Origin of the sequence: Lonepinella sp. BR2271, assembly GCF_051851515.1 — a bacterium.
Taxonomy (GTDB): Bacteria; Pseudomonadota; Gammaproteobacteria; order Enterobacterales; family Pasteurellaceae; genus Lonepinella.
On sequence record NZ_JBPDVF010000006.1, the window covers coordinates 18,716 to 40,259 of the forward strand.

Consider the following 21,544-nt stretch of genomic DNA (forward strand, 5'->3'; position numbering starts at 1 on the left):
TGACAGATTAAATATTAAGCATTTTCTTGTGCAAATTTCTGCATAAATGCAATTAAGGCTTGTACGCCCTCAATCGGCATGGCATTGTAAATAGACGCTCGCATACCGCCCAAGACTTTATGCCCTTTTAAGGCTTGTAAGCCGGCTTGAGTGGCCTCGGCAACAAATTTGGCATTCAGTTCGTCATTATCCGTGGTAAAGGTGACATTCATAATAGAACGGTTTTCTTCTGCCACATAATTACGATAAAAACTGTTATCCTTCAAATAACGATATAACAATTCTGCTTTGGCACGATTGCGTTGTTCAGCCGCCTCCAAACCGCCTGTGGCTAACAAATGTTTAAACACCAAACTACAAAGATACCAAGCAAAGGTTGGGGGCGTATTAATCATAGAATCGGATTTCGCTTGTACCGCATAATTCCAAATAGACGGCGTTTCCTTGCGAGCATGACCAATTAAATCTTCACGCACAATCACCAAAGTAATCCCCGACGGCCCCATATTCTTTTGAGCACCCGCATAAATCACACCAAATTTGCTAATATCAATATGACGAGAAAGAATATCCGACGACATATCCGCCACCAATACAGCATTGCCCACATTTGGCACATCAAAGATTTCCACCCCGCTAATGGTTTCATTGGTGCAATAATGTACATAATCATATTGTTCGGCAATATCGGTAAAATCCAAGCGTTCTACTCGCAAAGTGCGGTCAGAATTTAAGATATTTATTTCATCAACATGAGTAAAATTCGCTGCCTCTTTGGCTGCCACAGATGACCAATGCCCATCCACCAAATAAAGGGCTTTGCCTTTGTTATTGGCTAAATTCATTGGCACCGCCGCAAATTGCCCCCTTGCACCGCCTTGTAAAAACAAGACTTTATAATTATCTGGAATCCGAAATAATTCACGTAAATCTTTTTCACACTGCGTGATCATTTCCATAAAATACTTGCCACGATGGCTCACTTCCATCACGGACGTACCCTGTGCTTGCCAGTTTACTAATTCGGCTTGGGCTTGTTCTAATACAGCGGTCGGGATCATTGCGGGACCGGCACTAAAATTAAAGATTTGTGTCATGGCGACTTCCTGTGTTTAATGTTGCATTTTCTATTAAAATAATTGTTATGTTTTACCACCACAACCGCCGATAGGCAATGAATTTTTCACAAAATCCCCTGAAAAAATTGATCTTAACCATAAATTCTGCATTAACACTTTGACGAAACTGACAAAAAAGGATAAATTAAGCTATCTTTTTTAATAGTGAGTACAAAATTATGGAAAATGTGAATAAACAATCCTTCCAAGACGTTTTAGAATATGTGCGTTTATATCGTCAACGTAATAAGTTGTTACGTGAAATTGGCGATAATGACCGCAAAATTCGTGACAATAAAAAACGTTTGTTGTTATTGGATAATTTGAACGAGTACATTCGTGACGACATGAGTATTGCGGATGTGCGTGCGATTATCGAAAATATGCACGATGACTATGAGGGCCGTGTGGATGATTATATGATCAAAAACGCCGATCTTTCCAAACAACGCCGTGAAATCAAAGCGAAAATGAAAGAGCAAAATAAAGCGCATGCGGCTTTATTGGGTAAAGGCGAGAAATAATTTTGCTTTAATTATGACCTTTAAACACTGTTTCTCAGTGTCCTACTGAGAAACAAGTGTTTTCTACCCTACCAATATTTCATCCACAAACTGCGGTACTACTTCACTGGCTTTTCCCACTCTTACATCAATAAAATGTGAACGGATTTTGCTTGGTTCTAAATTAATTTCAATAGTCTTACATTGAGAACTGACTTCTTGCACAAAACCTGCGGCAGGATAAACATTGCCTGATGTGCCAATGGAAACAAAATAATCACATTCACTTAAAGCCTGATAAATCCGTTCCATTTGTAACGGCATTTCGCCAAACCACACAATATGCGGACGTAAACGGCGTGGTGGTTGGCAACAGGTACAACGATCCTGTTCGGTAACATCCCTTGTCCAATCATAAATTTTCCCTGACCAATTACACCGCACTTTTAATAATTCGCCGTGCATGTGAATCAGATTTTTTGTACCTGCACGTTCGTGCAAGTTATCCACATTTTGTGTAACAACTAACATATTATCCCCGAATTTCTGTTCTAATTTAGCCAAGGCAAAATGAGCCACATTAGGTTGAATTTCTGGATTAAATAGCTGACGGCGACGTTGATTATAAAACCGTTGCACCAATTCTGGATTACGTTCAAAGCCTTCGGGGGTTGCTACATCTTCAATACGATGTTCTTCCCACAAGCCATCACTGGCACGAAATGTCCGGATGCCTGATTCAGCGGAAATGCCTGCACCCGTTAAAATCACAATTTTAGGTTGTTTCATTTTCTTTCCTTATGGCTTTGTTTATAGTGAATAAATTATGCAGCCAATAACTCAGGTAAACGATACACTGCATACACAAAAATCGCTAAAATCACCACTAAAATGCCTTTTTCAGCCCCTGTTAAGGTGATTTTGCCGTGGAATTTGCGGTTGGAATACAGGAATAATAGAATCCCCGGTACATACAACACCACGGACAATAACAAATATTCCAAGCCTGCGGCATAGACGATCCAGAGTCCGTAAACTGATGCCATAAAGCCCGTGAGTTTAATATACCAAGCGGCGTTAGTTTGTATGGCGAGTTTGAACAAATAGGCTCCAATTAAGAAATAGGGGATTAAAATCATGGAGGTGGAGATCATCAATAAATTGGTGTAGCTTTGTTCAAATGCCAACACCAAAATCAAGCAAAATTGCACCACAAAGCCTGTAAACCAGAGTGAGTTAATCGGCGTGCCGTTTTGGTTGAGTTTGTCTAAAATTTTCGGAAATGCGCCATTTTTTGCACCGCAGTATGGCACTTCGGCGGAGTACATGGTCCAGCTGATATAAGAGGCTAACACCGACACAATCAAACACGCTGTGATAATAATTTTGCCTGTTTGCCCTACCATCACATCAAGCAACGGGCCCATGGACGGGTTCGGCATATTGGCGATAACCTCACGGGGTAAAATCCCCAAAGATAAAATGGTGATCGCCACATAGAGAATTAATGCAATCACAATGCCTAACACGGTTGCCAAGCCCACATCTGAGCGTCTTTTAGCATGAGCAGAAAGCACCGCTGCTCCTTCAACCCCCGTGAACACCCAAAGGGTGATCAACATGGTGTCTTTCACCTGATCGCTGACGCTGTTATTTAAACTGGTGGCTTGCACGTCTGTGTTAAATAATTCCACATCAAAATACCACAAGCCCAAGGCAATAAACAAAATTAACGGGGCGACTTTCACAAAAGTGGCGACCAAATTCACTAAGGCGGCTTCTTTCACCCCGCCTGCAATCAAGACGTGAACCAGCCACACGATAATTGATGAACCAATAAAGGCGGCAATGGTGTTGCCCTGCCCGAACAGTACAAAATTTTCACTGTCGGTAAACACGCCCAATCCCTCAAATGCCACGGTTAAATAGCCCACAATGCCAATAGTCGCACAGAGCCAATAACCCCAAGCGGACATAAAGCCCATGAGTTCACCAAAGCCTTCACGGGCGTAAGTATAAATGCCACCATCCAATTCAGGACGTAGGCGAGAGATAAAAAAGAACGACAGCCCGAGAAAAATAATCCCCACGCCTGTAATCAGCCAGCCGATAGAAATGGCTTCTGCGCCTGCGACCGCTGCCATATTTTGCGGAAGACTAAAAATCCCCGAGCCAATCATAGAGCTTAGTACCAATGCCGTTAGCGACACTAAGCCGATTTTTTTGTTTGACATAATTGCTTTCCTTTTAGGTTAAATTAGGCTTTTTGATAGCCTTCGTAATAATAAGATTGTTCAATCCCTTTGAAAATCATTTCACGGTTATCCACATCATCAGTTAAATTGGTTTGCAATAAATAACGCAGTTCTAAATCATTCACAGGGCTACGTTCCATCGCTTGTAAATACAAGGTTTTATCCACATTTTGCCAATTTACCACCTTGCCTAAATTTTTCCGCAAGATCAAATCCAACCAAATTCTTGTGCTGCGTCCATTGCCTTCCATAAAGGGGTGAGCAATATTCATTTCCACATATTTTTCAATGATTTGCTCAAAAGTGCTTTCAGGCATTTGCTCAATTTTTGCCAACACTTCTTTTAAATAAAGCACATTGGCAAACCGAAAATAGCCTTTGGAAATATTATATTGACGAATTTCCCCAGCAAAATCATACAGCCCCGTAAATAAGGCGTGATGAATTTGTTGCAAACCTTTGACTGTGCCGACTTCAAATTGATAGACTTCGCCCGTTTCAAAAATTCGGTAGGCATTTTCGAGGCTTTGTTGATCGATAGGTTTCATTGCATTTCCTTTTTATACTGCCAAAATACGGCAATTACATAAATCAACGCTGTCAAATTCGGTTAATTCGCCAGCTTGTTTATGCGGAATTGGGAACAGACGCACGGTCAATGGTTTGTTTAAACGAAATGCCATGGTTCCCGTATCTCGCATTAACGCCGCAATTTGTTCAGCCGTCACATCGCCAGCCACAGGCACGGTGTCTAAACCAATTCCGCAGACGGAACTATAAGTGAGCAATGCTCGAATATCAAATTGCTGTTTTTGTGTGCCGTCAGCTAGCCCTAAATCTTCCGTAACCGCCAGCATTAAGCCCGAAAAGCCGACTAACGGCACATTTTGCACAGACTTAAATACTCGAGTTAATAAGGAAGAGGCTTCCACGGTGCCTGCTGCCCCAAAATACGGCACGCCCATTAATTCATAAACTTCCGTCATTGATGCACAATTTTTAGACGGAGCGGCGGAGCTATCCATACCCGCAAAATGGAAATGGAGAGAATCTTGTACGGAATTGACCGCACTTAAGACTTCATCAACGTGATATTGCAGGGCTTGCGACATTGCTTCATAACATTGTTGGAAGAACGCATTGTGATGCGTTGGCGATAATGCTTTTAACACGGCGACTAACAAATCAGGGGTTTCTAGCCCAATCACAAAACTGTTCGGCAACTGGCTGGAATGATAACTGGCTGGAAAATAAGGAATAAACGGCTTACAGTTAAAATTCACGGTAAAATTGAAATTACCTTCGCCTCGGGGCGTAATGTCGGCAATGCGTTTGACCGCTTGAGCAGATTGCAAAATCAGATCGTTGTCTAAGATACCGTTTTGATCTAATCCCACATTGACACAAGCATTACATAAATCGCCATAATCCGCAATAAGTTCAGGCAACAGAGCGATTTCTTCCGCCGTTTTGGCTTCACCAATGGCAAAACGGATCCGCAATCCACTGTCGTTAAGCTGTAATAACAGATCTTTCAAATAAGCTAAATCTTGTTTTGCCGTGGCTAAACTGGTGAGATCCAAATATTCGCCAAAGCTATTGGTGACAATGCGAATAGATTGTACGGTATAGCCTTTTTGTTGAATGGCAGGCACGAGAACATCAAATTCCGCTTTGGCTTGATTTAACGCATTGAGCCACTGGCTTTTATCCTTGGTTAGGGTTAAAAAAAGCGTCACGGCACGGACACGACAAAGGGCTTTATTTTGATAGGTTTGCATATTAACTTCCTTTTAAATTCTTCGCCAAGACGTTAATATATTCCACCCCAATGCCACAGCAACCGCCAATAATGCTCGCCCCTTGAGCCGTCCATTTTTTTGCCCATTGCAAATAGGCTTGCGGATCGAGATCCTTGCGTACTTCATCTAGTCCGTCATTGGCGGTGGCATCTTCGGGTTGCGGTGCAAAAGCGTTGGCATAGGCCCCTGTTTGGATATGAAGTGCGGTGTGTTTTTCTAGGGTTTTTCGGGTCACGATTAACGCCTGTTCAATCACTTCGGGTTGGCAACAGTTAAACAAAATCGCTTGTACGCCAATTTCGATCATTTTTTCCACCGCACTTTGCACGGATTCGCCTGAACGCAATTGCGGTTCGGATGTCGGTTTGTCGTCTGTTAAGGTGAAAGACACCCATAGCGGACGTTCATCTTTTGGCAACAATTTTGCCACGGAAACCGGCTCAATAATGGCACTTTGGGTTTCGCATAGCCACACATCTACATAAGGGGACAGCCCGTCAATAATGGGTTGAGCAATTTCCGCAAAGCGATTAGGTTGGATTAAATCTGCCCGATACGAGCCGAACATTGGGGGGAGCGATCCTGCAATTTTAGTGGTCAAAACACCTGAATTTTGCACCGCATTTTGTGCCAGTCGTCCAGCCCGTTCAGCAAGCATTTTGCCATTGGCGTGAAAACGTTGTTCGCCAATATGAAACGGTACCACGGCATAGCTGTTGGTGGTGATCACTTCCGCCCCTGCCTTGATAAATTCTTCATGCACCTGTTGCACAGCGGACGGCTTTTCAATTAACGATAACGCTGACCATTCGGGTTGGCGGAATGGTGCGTTTAATCGCATAAGTTCACGGCTCATACCGCCGTCTAGGATAGTGATTGACATAAAGTTCCTTGCAGTTTAATTACCCTCACCCTAGCCCTCTCCCAGAGGGAGAGGGGACGATTTGGATGAGAGTGTAGAAAAATAAAATTTATTAGAATACTCCCTCTCCCTTTTGGGGACGATTTGGATGAGAGTATAGAAAAATAAAATTTATCAGAATACTCCCTCTCCCTTTTGGGGACGATTTGGATGAGAGTATAGAAAAATAAAATTTATCGGAATACTCCCTCTCCCTTTTGGGGACGATTTGGATGAGAGTGTAGAAAAATAAAATTTATCAGAATACTCCCTCTCCCTTTGGGAGAGGGTTGGGGTGAGGGTTACACATTAAAACGGAAGTGCATAACATCCCCATCTTGCACAATGTAATCCTTGCCCTCAAGTCGCCATTTGCCCGCCTCTTTTGCGCCATTTTCGCCTTTGAATTGGATAAAATCATCATAGGCGATCACTTCGGCACGAATAAAGCCTTTTTCAAAATCGGTGTGAATTACGGCGGCGGCTTTCGGTGCGGTTGCCCCCACAGAAACCGTCCATGCACGTACTTCTTTCACGCCTGCGGTGAAATAGGTTTGTAAATTTAACAAAGCATAACCAGCACGAATGACACGGTTTAAACCAGGTTCTTCAATGCCTAAGTCTTGTAAAAATTCGACTTTTTCATCATCTTCTAATTCCGCAATTTCTGCTTCAATCGCCGCACACACAGGCACAACAACCGCCCCCTCTTTTTCCGCAATGGCACGCACTTGATCTAAATACGGGTTATTTTCAAAACCGTCTTCATTCACATTGGCAATGTACATTGTCGGTTTTAAGGTTAAAAAATTATAGCCTTTAATCGCAAAGAGTTCGTCTTTGTCTAAATCCACTTCACGAATCATGCCTGCATTTTCTAACACAGGCAGGATTTTTTCCATAATGGAAAGCTCAAATTTAGCCTCTTTATCACCGCCTTTGGCTCGTTTTTGCAAGCGTTGGATCGCCCGTTCGCAGCTGTCTAAATCCGCTAATGCCAATTCCGTATTGATAATGTCAATGTCGTCCGCAGGATTAATTTTGCCTGCCACATGCACAATGTCATCATTTTCAAAACAACGTACCACGTGTCCGATAGCATCGGTTTCACGAATATTGGCTAAAAATTTGTTGCCTAAGCCTTCGCCTTTGCTTGCCCCTGCCACTAAGCCTGCAATATCCACAAATTCCATTGTGGTTGGTAATACCCGTTCAGGTTTGACAATTTCTGCCAACGCATCTAAGCGTGGATCAGGCATTGGCACCACGCCTGTGTTTGGCTCAATGGTACAAAACGGATAGTTCGCCGCTTCGATCCCTGCTTTGGTTAAGGCGTTGAAAAGCGTGGATTTGCCCACATTTGGCAAGCCTACAATACCACATTTAAATCCCATAATTTTTCCTTATTCTGCTTTAAAACTGTTTAATCGGTTAGTGGCTTTTACCACGCCGTCTTTGAATAATACGTCCACACAACGACTGGCTTCGTCAATGGCGGCGTTGATTTTTTCCTGATCTTTTGGAGCAGCTTTGCTTAATACATAACCCGCCACCAATTCTTTACTGCCAGGGTGATCAATGCCAATACGAATCCGATAGAAATTTTTGTTATTACCTAATACCGCAATAATATCTTTCAGCCCGTTATGCCCACCATGTCCGCCACCTTGCTTGATTTTGGCGACACCACAAGGCAAATCTAATTCATCATGCGCCACTAAAATTTGTTCAGGTTGAATACGAAAAAAATTGGCTAATGCACCCACCGCTTTACCGCTTAAATTCATAAACGTGGTTGGCACAAGCAACCAGACATCACCAAGTGCGGTGGAAATCTTGGCAGTTTTACCAAAATATTTGTTGTCGTCTTTCAGGCTGACATTATGACGGCAAGCAATTTCCATAACCAAATCTTCGCCAGCATTATGACGAGTTCCAGCATATTTCGCCCCAGGATTGCCTAATCCGACAATTAATTTGATTTCAGACATAGATGATTCCGTTAGTCAAAAATAAGGGGATATTATAGCGGAAAATTTGCGTTTTTACACGGTATTCCGATATGATGTTTTCGTATCCCAAAAAAACAAAAGGACTAAATCCTGTTCAATGACAGATTTAGTCCTTACCTTATGGAAGATTAATTAGAATTTATAACTTAAATTCCCTGTAATACGGCGTTCTGCACCGTAATAGCACCACCAATAACAGCTTGCAACGTAACGGCGATCAGCGACATTATCTACATTAACTTGCGCAGACCAATTTTTTGTAATGTTATAACGAGCCATTAAATCAATAATCGTTGCTTTAGGTAATTGGATCTGATTCTCGTTGACGCTATGTGTGATATAACGCACACCAGCACCAACGGTTAAACCATTTAAGAAACCACTATCAAAGCTATAAGCTGTTTTAGCGGCTAACACATTGGTAGGAATCATTGCATTACGCGTTTTTTCCCCCGTAGTATTGCTTTTTTCTTCTGATTTTGTATAGGTATAAGCCAAGGTTGCATTCCAATTTTGAGTTAAATTGACATCAGCTTGGATTTCCAACCCTTTACGATAAGTCGGGTTTGGGTTACTTGCGGTCATATTTCCCCAATAATCAGGGCCAAATGTCAATGCGCCTAAATCTTTCGCTCTGAATCCAGCAACAGAAATCGTTCCATCCAACCAAGTTGGTAAATATTTCAAACCTAATTCATATTGACGAGTAATTTGTGGATCATATAATTCTGTGTTTCCGCTTAAACCAAGTGGCACACTGAACGATTCGCTATAACTGAAATAAGGGTTTAAACCAAATGGCGATTCATACATAAAAGAGGCATTGTATGAAGTATGGTTATTTTTAACCGCTTTGATACTCGCATATTGTTCTGAACGATCGTGTCGAATGCCAAAACCTAAAATATAATGTTCCGCAAAACGAGCGGTATCTTGTAAATAGAAACCTAGCTGACGTGATTTAATCTTAATGTGGTCTGAACTCAGATTTTGAGGCTGATTCCAACCCACTGATGGATTGAAAATATTAGTTGGGGTTGTTGAATCATAACCATATATCGCATCCAGTTTATTATGATTATAATCGGTACCCACAACTAAGGTATTTTTTAGCCAATCATTATCATAATTCCAAGTGATGTAGTTATTGGTTGTGTGAGAAATGATTTTTCCATCATTAAATGTCGTGCCACGACCAATAGAATAATCCGCTGCAGGATTACCAGGATAGATATATGCACTACGGTGGAAATTATCAATATGACGATAAACATAGCTTGAATTAAAGTTCAAACCGTTGCCAAAGTCGTGGCTAAATTCATAACCAATGCTATATTGACGGTTGGTTTCTGTATCATTAACAGGGTCGCCTAGGTTGGTATTGCGATCAATATAGCCATTCGCCGTTGGTTTTACTGTACCCAACAATGGGAAGTAATTATTACTCGGCACGCCATGATCACGTTGATAGCTAGTTAATAAAGTGAAATGGGTTTTATCGCTCATATCCCAAGTCAAGGTTGGAGCAATATAAAGCGTGCCATTGTCTGTTCCTTCTAAGTCACCCTCACGGTGTAAATAGCTCGCCACCACTCGATAACGCAGGCTTTCATCTTCGCTGATTTTACCTGTGTAATCCGCACCAAAGCCGTATTGGTTATGGCTACCTAACGTGGTTTTAAATTCGCCGTGACCGATATTTTCTTTGTGAGCCCGTTTAGTCACATAGTTAATTAAACCGCCCGCATAGGCTGAACCAAAGGTTTGGGAATCTGCCCCTTTAGTGATTTCAATGGCTTCTAAACCGAAACTGTCCACATAAGGAGTGAAGAATCCATAGCTAAAGGTTGGCAAGCCGTTGACTGCTTGGGAGACTTCCGCACCACGCACTCTAAACCAGTTGGTATTGGTGTCGTTACCATAAACTTGGTTGGCGAAGCCTGCTTGATAGCGAGCGATTTCATCGACTTTGTCCACATTTTGGCTGTCAAGTTCATTGCGAGTGACTGCCACAGCCGATTTTGCTTGGTGGAATGGCACTTCGCCCATACGGAACATTGAGCCGTCTGTGACTACATCAATTTGATCCAGTTGATCGGTTTTTTGATCCGCCGCTATGGCAGTACCTGCCATACCAATTAGTACTAATTGGGCTGCTGCTGAATAAACAAAGGTTTTTTTCATTTTACTTTCCTTTTAAAGTTAGGTTACATTTTACGCATCATCACTAAGAAATAACTGCCGCCCAGTAGGGTTGCCATCAGACCGGCAGGAATTTCATAAGGGAATAAGATTTGACGACCGAGCCAATCGGCAACAATCATCACCGTTGCCCCCAATAACACCGCACCACTTAGTTGCGCTTTGGGTTTGTGCCAACCGAAGAAGTGAGCCAGATGAGGGGCGAGCAAGCCCACGAAACTCAGCGTCCCAATGAGCAAGGTTGAAGCAGCGATTAACACCGCAGAAAATAGCATTAAAATCCACCGCACTTTGGCTAAATTTAAGCCTAGGGCTTGAGCGGTCGGGTCTTGCAACGCCAGCAAAGATAGCCAGCGGTGCAAAGGTAAACTGAATAAAAATAACAGCAACGCCAACAATAGCGAGCCAATGGCTAAGGCGGGCGTAGCTTGATAGGTGGATCCTGATGTCCACGCCAATAATTGTTGCCATTTGTAATCGCCCGATGCTAGCACTAAACGTTGTACCGCATCAAACAAGGCGGCAATGCTAATCCCTGTTAATAGCACTTTTTCGGGCAATAATTGGTGGCGTAAATTCAGCCCAATAATCAAGCTCAACACCAACAATGCCCCGATCACGCCAGCCAGCCAAAATTGCCCTTGGGTTGGGGCAGCAACGAAAAAGATCACTAATAAAATACCAAACGCCGTTCCCGAGGTAATGCCCAATAATTCAGGGCTTGCCATTGGGTTATGGCTTAAACGTTGTAATAACGTGCCAGCCACAGCGAGCATAATGCCAGCGGAAATAGCGACCACTACGCGTGGATAACGCAAGGATAAAAGTGCCGTATTCCATTGCCAACCTTGCGAAGATTTGCCAAAGAGTAACGCCACAAAAATGGCGAATAACATCAAGCTCAACAGCAAAACTGCGGTGAATTTTGCGGCAGTTTTGTGGCGAGCGATTGCGTCATTTTGTCCTTGCAAACGTCCGTTATGTTTCATATTAAACATTAACCACAGCAATAACGGCGTGCCAAGTAAGGCAGTGAAAGCCCCCGTTGGCAGTTGGGTATGCCAATAATAGTCAATCAGTTGCAAAATGAGATCGGTGATTAACAGCAACATCGCCGCTAAATAAGCAGAAAGCACTAAGCGAGAACGCAAATTGGTCAGAGCAAATTGTCGCACGAGGCTCGAGGCTGCCAAGCCAATAAACCCTAACATACCCACACGGCTGACCACGATGGCAACTAAAAAAGCAGAAATCACCACACCTGCAAAACGAATCAGATTGACGGGTACGCCCAAACTTTGGGCATTGCTGTCATTTAAGGTCAGAATTTGCAATGGGCGGAGTAATAACGCCGTGCAGACAACGGCTAACCCTAATTGCCACAGCAACTGCAAGCTATCATACCAACTTTCTTGCACTAAGGATCCCGCTCCCCACAACAATAAACCACGGCTTTCTTCGGGGTAAAATAACATTAACACAGCGGAAAATGAGCCTAAATACAGGTTGACCACAAGCCCTGCCAAAATCATTAATAACGGGGATAAGGTTTGTCGCCACGCCAACAGGAAAACTAACGCCAAGGCGGATAATGCCCCAATCAGTGCGATAAGCACCGATCCGAGCGAGAGAAACTGCGGTGCAAAAATGGCGAGAATAAATAAGGCAAATTGCGATCCTGAGCTAACCGCAAGGGTATTATCCGATGCCAGCGGATTGTTAATCACTTGCTGTAATAAGGTGCTGGCTAAACCCAATGCCGCCCCAGCTAAGATTGCCATTGCCAATCGGGGCAAGGTGTAGTTGCGATAAAGCAGTGTCGCAAATTCCTCTGAGTTTAATTGCAATAGGGAAAGCCAACTGAGCAATAAAAGTGCCATGAAAAAAAGTACGATGGAAAAAAGGGCGATATTCAGTGTTTTTACCATGATTCACCGCCTTGTTTTAATCCTTGGGCTAAACGTTCGGCAAAAATACGAGCCGATGGCAATGCACCAAATGTCCAAGTGGCAGGCAAAATTAACGGATCTTTTGACAAACTCAACTGTTGCCACAGGGAATTATATTGCAATGCTTTTTCTACATTCGCAGGGTGGGGCTTCACCACAATTAATCGGGTGTTGGCAGGCAATTTGGCGAGTTCGGTAATCGCCAAATTTTCCGATCCCCATAGACCACCAGTCTGTTGCCAAGCATTGCTAAACCCCAATTTTTCAATTACCGCACCAAATAAACTACGGCGACCATAAAAGCGTAAATGGCGAGCGTCAATAAATTGCACGATCGCTAATGGGCGTTGTTGATAGGATTCAAGCTCGGTTTTAAGCTGTTCAAAATAAGCAAAAGTTTGTTCAATCAATTTTTCGGCGTTTTCCGATTGCGAAATTAACGCACCGATTTGTCGGGTGGCATATTGCATATTTTGCCAAATATCGCCGTCTTGATAAAAATTGACTAAATGGGTGGGGGAGAGCGGTTGTAGGCTTTCGCTTAAATTGGCAAAGAAATTGCTGTTGATAAACATCTCCACCTTGATTTGCGACAGCATTTCTTTATTCGGTTGCATCCGCAAACCCAAATCAAGGGTGCTTGCAGGCAGTTTTGGCTCACCGACCCAACGTTGATAACTCGGTTTATCGCCAATCGCCACAGGGGGATTATCCAAGGCGATCAGGGTTTCTGCTACCGTCCAATCTAATGTGGCAACAGGTATTTGAGCAAAAACCTTTAAGCTCAATAAGGAAATAAACAGGCTTTTTAATAAGATTTTTAGCATTGCATTTCGCCTTAATAAAAAACCACAGGGGCTTGCGTATTAGGGTGAGCGATAACATTTAATTGCAAACCATAAATTTGTTGTAAAGAATCAGGGGTAATGAGTTGTTCAGGCGTGCCTTGAGCCAACAGTTTGCCTGAATGTAAGGCGATCAATTCATCACAAAATGCCGCCGCTAAATTCACATCGTGGATCACGATTACCACGCCTAAACCCAACTCTCGGCTGAGTTTTTTGATAAGCTGCATCACTTCCACTTGATGAGCAATATCTAACGCTGCCAAGGGTTCATCAAGCAATAAAAAACGGCTTTGTTGAGCCAACAACATCGCCAGCCAAATGCGGGAACGTTCGCCACCTGATAGCACATCAATTTGTTGATCGGCGAATTTTTCCGTATGAGTTAAAACTAAGGCATTTTGCACCGCAGTTTGATCCTGCTGTGGATTGCTTTTTAACAAACCATTCCACGCATAACGTCCAAGAGCGATTAATTCTCTGGCGGTGAGTTGGGTGTTGGTGGGCAAATGTTGTGGCAAATACGCCACTTCACGGGCAAATTCACGACTGCCCCAATGTTCAATAGCCTGATTATTAAGTAGAATTTTCCCTGATGAAGATTTTTGTTGGCGAGCCATTAATTTGATTAAGGTGGATTTTCCAGACCCATTGTGTCCAATTAAGCCATACACTTTGCCGAGCTCAAATTGTAAGGAAATCGGGGAAAGCAGTTGACGAATGCCCGTGGCAGTGGGAATGGCGAATGATACCTGATCTAATTGAAACACAAAAATCCTAACAGAAAAACCCGAAATAAAGGTTGAGCATTTTAGTTGGGTTTTGTATGAAATGCAAACGATTTTTATTAGATATTTTATTATGTCTATAAGAAAATCCTAAGAAAGCATTTTTACCGCTTTCTTAGGATAAATACATTACGGTCGCACACCCAACGTATGGCAAATCGCATAAGTCAATTCGCTACGATTTAAGGTATAAAAATGGAAATCGTTCACGCCCTCACGAGAAAGCACACGCACCATGTCTATTGCCACACTGGCAGCAACTAGATTACGAGTAGTTTGATCTTCATCTAAGCCCTCATACATCTTAGCCAACCAACTTGGGATTCTCACATTGGTGACACTCGACATTTTTTGTAACTGTTTGAAATTCGTCACCGGCAAAATACCCGGTACAATTTCGGCATCAATCCCAATGGAGGCGCAACGATCACGGAAACGTAAATAGCTTTCCACATCAAAGAAAAATTGGGTAATCACATGATTTGCCCCTGCGTCAATTTTGCGTTTTAAATTAATCAAATCTGCTTGCGCAGATTTTGCCTCTGGGTGTACTTCAGGATAGGCTGCCACGGAAATATCAAAATCGGCCACATCACGCAATAACGCCACTAAATCTGAGGCATAAAATGGCTTTTTCTCGTAGCCTTTGGGTTCATCACCACGCAATGCCACAATGCGGCGAATACCACTGTCCCAGTAGTCTTTGGCAATTTGGCGCAGTTGTTCAGGCGTGGCATCAATGCCTGTTAAATGGGGCGCCGCCTCTAAGCCCGTTTGTTGTTTGATACTTTTCACAATGCTGTGTGTGCGGTCTCGCTCGCCTGAATTGGCCCCATAAGTGACTGAGACAAATTTCGGGTTGAGGGTTTTCAAACGGTGAATAGATGCCCACAAAGTTTCTTCCATTTTTTCGGTTTTCGGGGGGAAAAACTCAAAGGAAACGTTAATTTTGCCGTCTAAATCAGCGATATGTTGGTTTAATGTATCAATTTCTTTGGCGTAGCTCATGATTTCACTCCTGTTATCCACATTCCATTAATGTGTTTCATGAGATATAAAGTAAAGCAATCATAAACATGCGTCAATTTCAAAAAATTCACTTTTTTTATGAATTGAATTCATATAAGTGTTATTTGTAGTCACCTCACAAATTCGCTATACTTTCACCAGATAAATGCACTCATTGGGAACCTCATGAATAAAAAAATTAAATTCTTACTCCGCTTTTCTACGGTCGCCCTCGTGGTAGGGATTGCGGCGCAATTTTATACCAATTATCAAATCGATCAGACCATTAGCAAATTTCCTTACCAGTTAAAAGATCAATTTAATATTAACATCACTGAAAGTAACAGCGATTTTTTCACTCGGGATTTGACCTTTAGTCTTGAGCAAGCGGAGCAAAAAACCGATTTTATGCACACAAAATTAACCGCACTTCCGTTGATGATTAGTGCGGAATCGGAATTTAATCCAACCTTGATTAAAAAATTAAATGAGCAATTAAATATCACCATTGATAAAAACACCATTACCAGTCAATTTTCGGTGTTTAGTGATGGGTTAAGCTCTCGTATGCTGACCGAATTTCGTGATGGCACCAATAAATCACAAACCTTAGACACGGAACTTTCCTACGATATTCAATCTAAATCCATTGCGTTACAAACGGAATTGTCTGGTTTCAACTATGATAAATTGTTGAAAATCACGGAGTTGAAAGGCAATTTTTTATTAACCACGCTTAGCGATAATTTATATGATTTAATCAGTGCGGACGTCAAAACCAAAAAAATTGATATCAATTTATTAGACGGGGATAATACCCATATTGGTCTGGTCAAAGGGCATTATATTATTCATAAAAAGATCGCCGAACAGGGCTATGATTTAAATCAGCAGCTCAATCAACAGGGGATTTATCTGTCGAACAGAAACACAAAATCTGATGACGATAAAGTGCGGGCCGAAAATGTGGCATTTTCCATTAATCGTCAAGGGATCCCCTCGCATATTTCGCTACCTGAGCAGTTAAAACAGCTACAATCTGAGCAATTTAATTTAACCGAATTAACCAAACAATTTTTTGATTTTGTTTATAATAATCAAAAAATGGACAGCAAACTTTCAGTAGAACGGTTTATTTTGCCTGAAAATGAAAAGGCGATTTTGGATGCCAAAGAAAGCCAGTTTGTTTTTGCCTCTGACCATCAAAATAAACAAGATGCTACATTAACCTTTAATGCCAATGTGAAAAATCTGACACTCAATCAAGACGAGGATTTTGCCTTGTCTAGCACAAATTTTGCCACGGAAAACAAAATTGCCCATTTTAATGTGGACGATTATGTGGCATTTTTAATCCAATATTTGCCTACCAGTTTACAAAACAAACAAGCGCCACAAAAAGATCACCCGAAATTTTTGGCGGATTTAACCAAACTGGCGGAAAATACCCATTTCCAATTAGAAAGTGCGGTGAAAACGCAGGCTATTTCGGTAAAAGATCAGGGAACCGCTGACAATGTGCAATTAACCTATCGTACTGATGTCAAAAAAGATCTGTTGGCGACGCAATATCATGTGTCGTTGGATAAACTGGCATTGAATGAAGAACAGTTACAGTTCAGTAAATTGCGCTTAGATCTCCCCACAGAAGAATTACTGACGCCTCATTTTAAGCAAGCCTATTTGTGCCAATTCTACGCTGCTATCTGTGTCACGCATTTATCCATGGAGAGCTATCTAAAAACCGCCACACCTTATTGGGAAACGCCAATCAAAGTGTCCAACGCTACGATTTCCGCCAACCTTGACACCTATCCGACAGCGAGCAAAGCCATGCCAGTCAATGCCAATCTCAGCGCAGAGTTGCCACAAGGTTATTTAGGGATCTTGCTTGGTAATCGAGAAAACAGCCGAGTGAAATTGGATATGACCGTGGCGGAAGATATGGCAAAAGGCGAAAAACCACAAACCGACTTTTGGCAGTATGCAGTGCCTGCCGTACAAGAACTTTTTGAATTAAAAGATGGTAAATATCATCTTGATTTTCAATTAGATAATGGCAATATGCTATTTAATGGCAAACCGTTTGATGCGGATCTGGTGGATTAAGAAAACCGTAAAACAGGCGATCAAACAGGAAACGCTCTCCCCCGTTTCCTGTTTTTTATTCCGTCAATTTTTCTAAGCCAAAATGTCGATAAGTATGGCTTGTAGCAATGCGTCCCCTTGGCGTACGTTGCAAAAAGCCTTGTTGGATTAAATACGGCTCCAAGACATCTTCAATGGTATCCCGTTCCTCTCCAATGGCGGCGGCAATATTGTCCAACCCCACGGGACCGCCGTCAAAACGTTCAATAATCGAGGTTAAGAATTTGCGATCCAAATAATCAAAACCGGCCTGATCAATATCTAACATAGACAATGCTGCATGGGCAATATCCGCAGAAATCACACCGCGGTTTTTGACATCTGCATAATCACGCACACGACGTAATAGACGGTTGGCAATCCGTGGCGTCCCTCTCGAACGGCGAGCAATTTCAAGGGCGGCGGATTCGGATAATTCCAGATTTAAATACTTCGCACTGCGTGACACGATAAAGGTTAAATCCTCCACCGAATAAAATTCCAAGCGTTGCACAATACCAAAACGATCACGCAATGGCGACGTGAGCGATCCTGCTCTTGTGGTTGCCCCAATCAAAGTAAAGGGTGGTAAATCCAATTTAATAGAACGTGCAGCGGGGCCCTCGCCAATCATAATATCCAGTTGATAATCTTCCATGGCAGGATATAACACTTCTTCAATGGCGGGCGACAGTCGGTGAATTTCATCAATAAACAACACATCATGGGGTTCAAGATTGGTGAGCATGGCCGCCAAATCCCCCGCTTTTTCTAGCACAGGGCCGGATGTGGTGCGGATATTGACGCCTAATTCATTGGCGACAATATTTGCTAGCGTGGTTTTGCCCAACCCTGGTGGACCAAACACCAACAGGTGATCCAAGGCATCTTGGCGTAATTTTGCCGCTTGAATAAAAATCTCCATTTGCGACCGTACTTGCGGCTGCCCCACGTAATCTGCCAACAATTTAGGGCGAATAGCACGATCCACCGCTTCGTCATCTAATTTTGCTACGCCACTGATCAGGCGATCTGCTTCAATCATGTTCTATCTCACTTACAACGCTGCTTTTAAGGCTTCACGAATTAATTGTTCAGAAGAAAGATCGGATTTTGCCACTTTTTTCACCATTTTTTCTGCGTCCGTTGGTTTATAACCCAATGCAATAAGTGCAGAAACGGCATCTTCAGCAGCAACATTTTCCGCTGAAGAACCTCGTTCAACGGCAGGTAAATGCGAGCTTTCCACAAAGAAATCCCCTTGCCCCACGCCTTTAAATTTACCTTTCAATTCCACCAACAGGCGCTCTGCCGTTTTCTTACCTACACCGGGGATTTTCACCAATTTAGATAATTCTTCATATTCAATGGCATACGCAAAATCCGCCACTGACATCGCGGATAAAATCGCCAAGGCTAATTTCGGCCCGACGCCATTGGTTTTAATTAATTCACGGAATAAACTGCGGTCAGATTTATGCGAAAATCCAAACAACAAATGCGCATCTTCACGTACCACAAAATGGGTAAACAAAGTGCAATCTTGCCCCAATTCAGGTAAGTCATAAAAACTGGTCATGGGCAACAGCAATTCATAGCCTACCCCTTGCACGTCTAGCAAAATTTCAGGGGGATGTTTTTCAATAAGTTTACCTTGTAAGCGACCGATCATTGTTGTTTCCGTTGTTGAAAAAATTTTGGGTTATTATACTAAAAACTGAATAAAAGAACAGTTAAATTTTCAACCGAAATCGCCCACGGCTATAACGAGTGCGTAAAAGTGCGGTGTATTTTTCACGAGTTTCGGTGGGTTGAGCGGTTTGGGAGATGTGCAAACTATGTTGAATGGTGTGCGCATGGGTAATTGCAATAGCTAAGGCGTCAGCCGCATCCGCTTGAGGTTTGTCGGAAAGTTTTAATAAACGGGTAACCATATCTTGCACTTGCACTTTATCAGCGGAGCCAATACCCGTCACGGTTTGCTTGACTAAACGAGCGGCATATTCAAATACCGGTAAATCTTGATTAACCGCAGCCACAATGGCGGTACCACGAGCTTGACCGAGTTTTAACGCAGAATTGGGATTTTTCGCCAAAAAGACTTCTTCAATAGCAAACATATCAGGCTGGAATTGGGTAATAATTTCCGTCACGCCCGCATAAATACGTTTTAAGCGGGTCGGCATATCGTCCACTTGGGTACGAATAGCGCCAGAACCAAGATATTCTAATGTGCGTCCAGTTTGTCGAATTACCCCATATCCGGTCACTCTGGAACCGGGGTCAATGCCTAATATAATTGCCATATTGTCCTACAAAATAAAATGGGTGGAGTTTAATCCCCACCCAATTATCATAACCGATTTCAATTATTTATTTAATCGTTTTGTTGCTGTTTTATTCACATTACAAAGTTTCGCTAAGATTTGATCGGATTCGGCGCCTTTTTTGAGGAAATGAATCGCATCAACCCCGTTGAAATTATCTAAAGTTAAACCCGTATCCACATTCCATTCATACTTATCTGAAACGAATGAAACCGTATCTTTGCTGTTATCATCACGTGCTAATGATACTTTTAATGCTTTTTTGCCTTTACCTAAACGTACGCTAACTGCACGAGGATCGTTATTTTCAAAGGCATAAGTGGCCGTAACGACTTTACCGGATTGGCAACGATACACCACCGATTTATTTACCGTTGGTACTTTTTGTACTTTGACTTGTGCGGTACCATCAATATTTTTTGCAATTTCAGCGGCTTGTGTATTGGCCGTATTTGCGGCTTGCTCCATGGCTTGCGCTTGTTTTTCTGCTTGTGCAACGGCCATTTCCTGTTCAGTTGGGCCAGAAGAACAAGCGGCTAACACCGCAGCAGCACAGATTGCAGGAATAAATTTAATTAATTTCATAAAATCTCCTTAAATAAAATAAAAGCAAAGTCTTGTTCAAAAAGACAGCTTTATCCTAGCATATCAAACCTGATAAGACAAATTTATCTTAAAGTAAGGCGGCGACTTCATCACTGATTTCGGCATTGTGATACACGTTTTGTACATCATCACAATCTTCTAACATATCAATTAAACGCAATAATTTCGGGGCATTTTCCGCATCAAGATCCACCGTGGTTGATGGAATCATGGTCACTTCCGCATTCTCAATTTTAAAGCCTGCTTTTTCAATGCCATCACGCACATCACCGAGATCTTCCCATGCCGTATAGATTTCAAAAGAACCATCCTCTTGCGCTTGAATATCGTCCGCACCGGCCTCAATCGCCGCCTCAGTTAGCGCATCTTCATCCCCTGAAGCAATTAAGATCAAGCCTTTTTTGCTGAATAAATAACCGACTGAACCCTCAGTTCCTAAGTTACCACCACATTTAGTAAAACTTGGGCGAACTTGGGAAATGGTGCGGTTGGCGTTATCGCTCAAACATTCGACCATCACTGCTGTGCCACCCGGTCCATAGCCCTCATACACTTTGGTTTCCATATTGGTGTCATCACCACCGCCCACGCCACGTTCAATGGCACGGTTAATGGTGTCACGGGTCATATTGCTAGAAAGTGCTTTATCCACTGCTGCACGTAAACGAGGATTCGTGCCGACATCTCCGCCACCAATTTTTGCAGCGGTGACTAATTCACGGATTAATTTAGTAAATACTTTACCACGTTGTGCATCTTGTGCGGCTTTGCGGTGTTTGATGTTAGCCCACTTACTGTGTCCTGCCATTTGTATGTTTCCTTTTTATTTTTTAAGTTGTCTATTTTATTCGTTATATCGGATTTCGCCGATGGCGACTTACTTTTCTTTGCTTGTACAAAGAAAAGTAAGCAAAAGAAAGTACACCCCGACTTCAGCGCTTTTCCTTGCTTATGGGGATTTTGCTTAACGGAAAGTTTTGAACTCGCTTCGCTCAAACATGCAAAACTTTCCTACAAAATACCCCAACGCAAGGGCGGTTCAGACGGGGCCCCATTACTGATCTTTTTAAAATCAGTTTCCCTATATTCTTCCCCTCTCCC

20 protein-coding genes are annotated in these 21,544 nt (G+C 42.5%); 2 read left to right on the forward strand and 18 right to left on the reverse strand.

Features of this window, described 5'->3' with window-relative positions; translation table 11 throughout:
• Nucleotides 1-14: 14 nt before the first annotated feature.
• Nucleotides 15-1,097 (reverse strand): 3-phosphoserine/phosphohydroxythreonine transaminase, encoded by a 1,083-nt coding sequence (serC, locus tag ACTG7X_RS06250; protein ID WP_439257670.1) that lies wholly within the window; start codon nucleotides 1,095-1,097, stop codon nucleotides 15-17.
• A gap of 200 nt (nucleotides 1,098-1,297) precedes the next feature.
• Here serC and ACTG7X_RS06255 point away from each other — a divergent pair, with 200 nt between their 5' ends.
• Nucleotides 1,298-1,642, forward strand: a complete 345-nt coding sequence (locus ACTG7X_RS06255) for a DUF496 family protein (protein WP_439257671.1) — start codon at nucleotides 1,298-1,300, stop codon at nucleotides 1,640-1,642.
• Between the two features lie 63 nt (nucleotides 1,643-1,705).
• On the opposite strand, the gene cobB is transcribed toward ACTG7X_RS06255, so the two are convergent.
• From cobB to metF, 12 genes are all read right to left on the reverse strand, one after another.
• The gene (cobB, locus tag ACTG7X_RS06260; protein WP_439257672.1) at nucleotides 1,706-2,410 is read right to left on the reverse strand and encodes a Sir2 family NAD+-dependent deacetylase; all 705 of its coding nucleotides are present in this window, start codon (nucleotides 2,408-2,410) and stop codon (nucleotides 1,706-1,708) included.
• 35 nt (nucleotides 2,411-2,445) lie between these two features.
• Nucleotides 2,446-3,855 (reverse strand): basic amino acid/polyamine antiporter, encoded by a 1,410-nt coding sequence (locus ACTG7X_RS06265; protein ID WP_439257673.1) that lies wholly within the window; start codon nucleotides 3,853-3,855, stop codon nucleotides 2,446-2,448.
• A 23-nt stretch (nucleotides 3,856-3,878) separates the two neighbouring features.
• On the reverse strand, nucleotides 3,879-4,424 hold the full coding sequence (gene fic / locus ACTG7X_RS06270) for a protein adenylyltransferase Fic (protein ID WP_439257674.1): 546 nt from the start codon (nucleotides 4,422-4,424) through the stop codon (nucleotides 3,879-3,881).
• A gap of 12 nt (nucleotides 4,425-4,436) precedes the next feature.
• Nucleotides 4,437-5,657, reverse strand: a complete 1,221-nt coding sequence (locus ACTG7X_RS06275; RefSeq protein ID WP_439257675.1) for a DUF711 family protein — start codon at nucleotides 5,655-5,657, stop codon at nucleotides 4,437-4,439.
• Nucleotide 5,658: 1 nt separating this feature from the next.
• On the reverse strand, nucleotides 5,659-6,561 hold the full coding sequence (locus ACTG7X_RS06280; protein WP_439257676.1) for a homocysteine S-methyltransferase family protein: 903 nt from the start codon (nucleotides 6,559-6,561) through the stop codon (nucleotides 5,659-5,661).
• A gap of 320 nt (nucleotides 6,562-6,881) precedes the next feature.
• Entirely contained in the window at nucleotides 6,882-7,973 is a 1,092-nt protein-coding gene (gene ychF, locus ACTG7X_RS06285) for a redox-regulated ATPase YchF (protein ID WP_439257677.1), read from the reverse strand.
• Between the two features lie 9 nt (nucleotides 7,974-7,982).
• Nucleotides 7,983-8,570, reverse strand: a complete 588-nt coding sequence (gene pth / locus ACTG7X_RS06290) for an aminoacyl-tRNA hydrolase (RefSeq protein WP_439257678.1) — start codon at nucleotides 8,568-8,570, stop codon at nucleotides 7,983-7,985.
• A 153-nt stretch (nucleotides 8,571-8,723) separates the two neighbouring features.
• The gene (locus ACTG7X_RS06295; RefSeq protein ID WP_439257679.1) at nucleotides 8,724-10,775 is read right to left on the reverse strand and encodes a TonB-dependent siderophore receptor; all 2,052 of its coding nucleotides are present in this window, start codon (nucleotides 10,773-10,775) and stop codon (nucleotides 8,724-8,726) included.
• 23 nt (nucleotides 10,776-10,798) lie between these two features.
• Entirely contained in the window at nucleotides 10,799-12,721 is a 1,923-nt protein-coding gene (fhuB, locus tag ACTG7X_RS06300; protein WP_439257680.1) for a Fe(3+)-hydroxamate ABC transporter permease FhuB, read from the reverse strand.
• Complete coding sequence (locus ACTG7X_RS06305; protein ID WP_439257681.1) at nucleotides 12,715-13,569, reverse strand: iron-siderophore ABC transporter substrate-binding protein; 855 nt, start codon at nucleotides 13,567-13,569, stop codon at nucleotides 12,715-12,717. The genes fhuB and ACTG7X_RS06305 overlap by 7 nt, the downstream gene beginning before the upstream one ends.
• 11 nt (nucleotides 13,570-13,580) lie before the next feature.
• Nucleotides 13,581-14,357 (reverse strand): ABC transporter ATP-binding protein, encoded by a 777-nt coding sequence (locus ACTG7X_RS06310; protein ID WP_439257682.1) that lies wholly within the window; start codon nucleotides 14,355-14,357, stop codon nucleotides 13,581-13,583.
• Between the two features lie 147 nt (nucleotides 14,358-14,504).
• Nucleotides 14,505-15,383, reverse strand: a complete 879-nt coding sequence (gene metF, locus ACTG7X_RS06315) for a methylenetetrahydrofolate reductase (protein ID WP_439242239.1) — start codon at nucleotides 15,381-15,383, stop codon at nucleotides 14,505-14,507.
• A gap of 186 nt (nucleotides 15,384-15,569) precedes the next feature.
• On the opposite strand from metF, the gene ACTG7X_RS06320 reads away from it, so the two are divergent.
• Complete coding sequence (locus ACTG7X_RS06320) at nucleotides 15,570-17,492, forward strand: hypothetical protein (RefSeq protein WP_439257683.1); 1,923 nt, start codon at nucleotides 15,570-15,572, stop codon at nucleotides 17,490-17,492.
• A 55-nt stretch (nucleotides 17,493-17,547) separates the two neighbouring features.
• On the opposite strand, the gene ruvB is transcribed toward ACTG7X_RS06320, so the two are convergent.
• From ruvB to ACTG7X_RS06345, 5 genes are all read right to left on the reverse strand, one after another.
• Nucleotides 17,548-18,555, reverse strand: a complete 1,008-nt coding sequence (ruvB, locus tag ACTG7X_RS06325; RefSeq protein ID WP_439242243.1) for a Holliday junction branch migration DNA helicase RuvB — start codon at nucleotides 18,553-18,555, stop codon at nucleotides 17,548-17,550.
• Between the two features lie 12 nt (nucleotides 18,556-18,567).
• Nucleotides 18,568-19,182, reverse strand: a complete 615-nt coding sequence (gene ruvA, locus ACTG7X_RS06330; protein WP_439257684.1) for a Holliday junction branch migration protein RuvA — start codon at nucleotides 19,180-19,182, stop codon at nucleotides 18,568-18,570.
• A gap of 61 nt (nucleotides 19,183-19,243) precedes the next feature.
• Nucleotides 19,244-19,816: a crossover junction endodeoxyribonuclease RuvC gene (gene ruvC / locus ACTG7X_RS06335; protein WP_439257685.1), complete on the reverse strand. Its 573-nt coding sequence runs from the start codon at nucleotides 19,814-19,816 to the stop codon at nucleotides 19,244-19,246.
• Nucleotides 19,817-19,879: 63 nt separating this feature from the next.
• Nucleotides 19,880-20,422, reverse strand: coding sequence for an ACP-like domain-containing protein (locus ACTG7X_RS06340; RefSeq protein ID WP_439242249.1), 543 nt, complete (start codon nucleotides 20,420-20,422; stop codon nucleotides 19,880-19,882).
• 88 nt (nucleotides 20,423-20,510) lie between these two features.
• Nucleotides 20,511-21,251 carry a YebC/PmpR family DNA-binding transcriptional regulator gene (locus tag ACTG7X_RS06345; RefSeq protein WP_439242251.1) on the reverse strand — a complete coding sequence of 247 codons (741 nt, stop codon included), beginning with the start codon at nucleotides 21,249-21,251 and terminating at the stop codon, nucleotides 20,511-20,513.
• Nucleotides 21,252-21,544 lie beyond the last annotated feature (293 nt).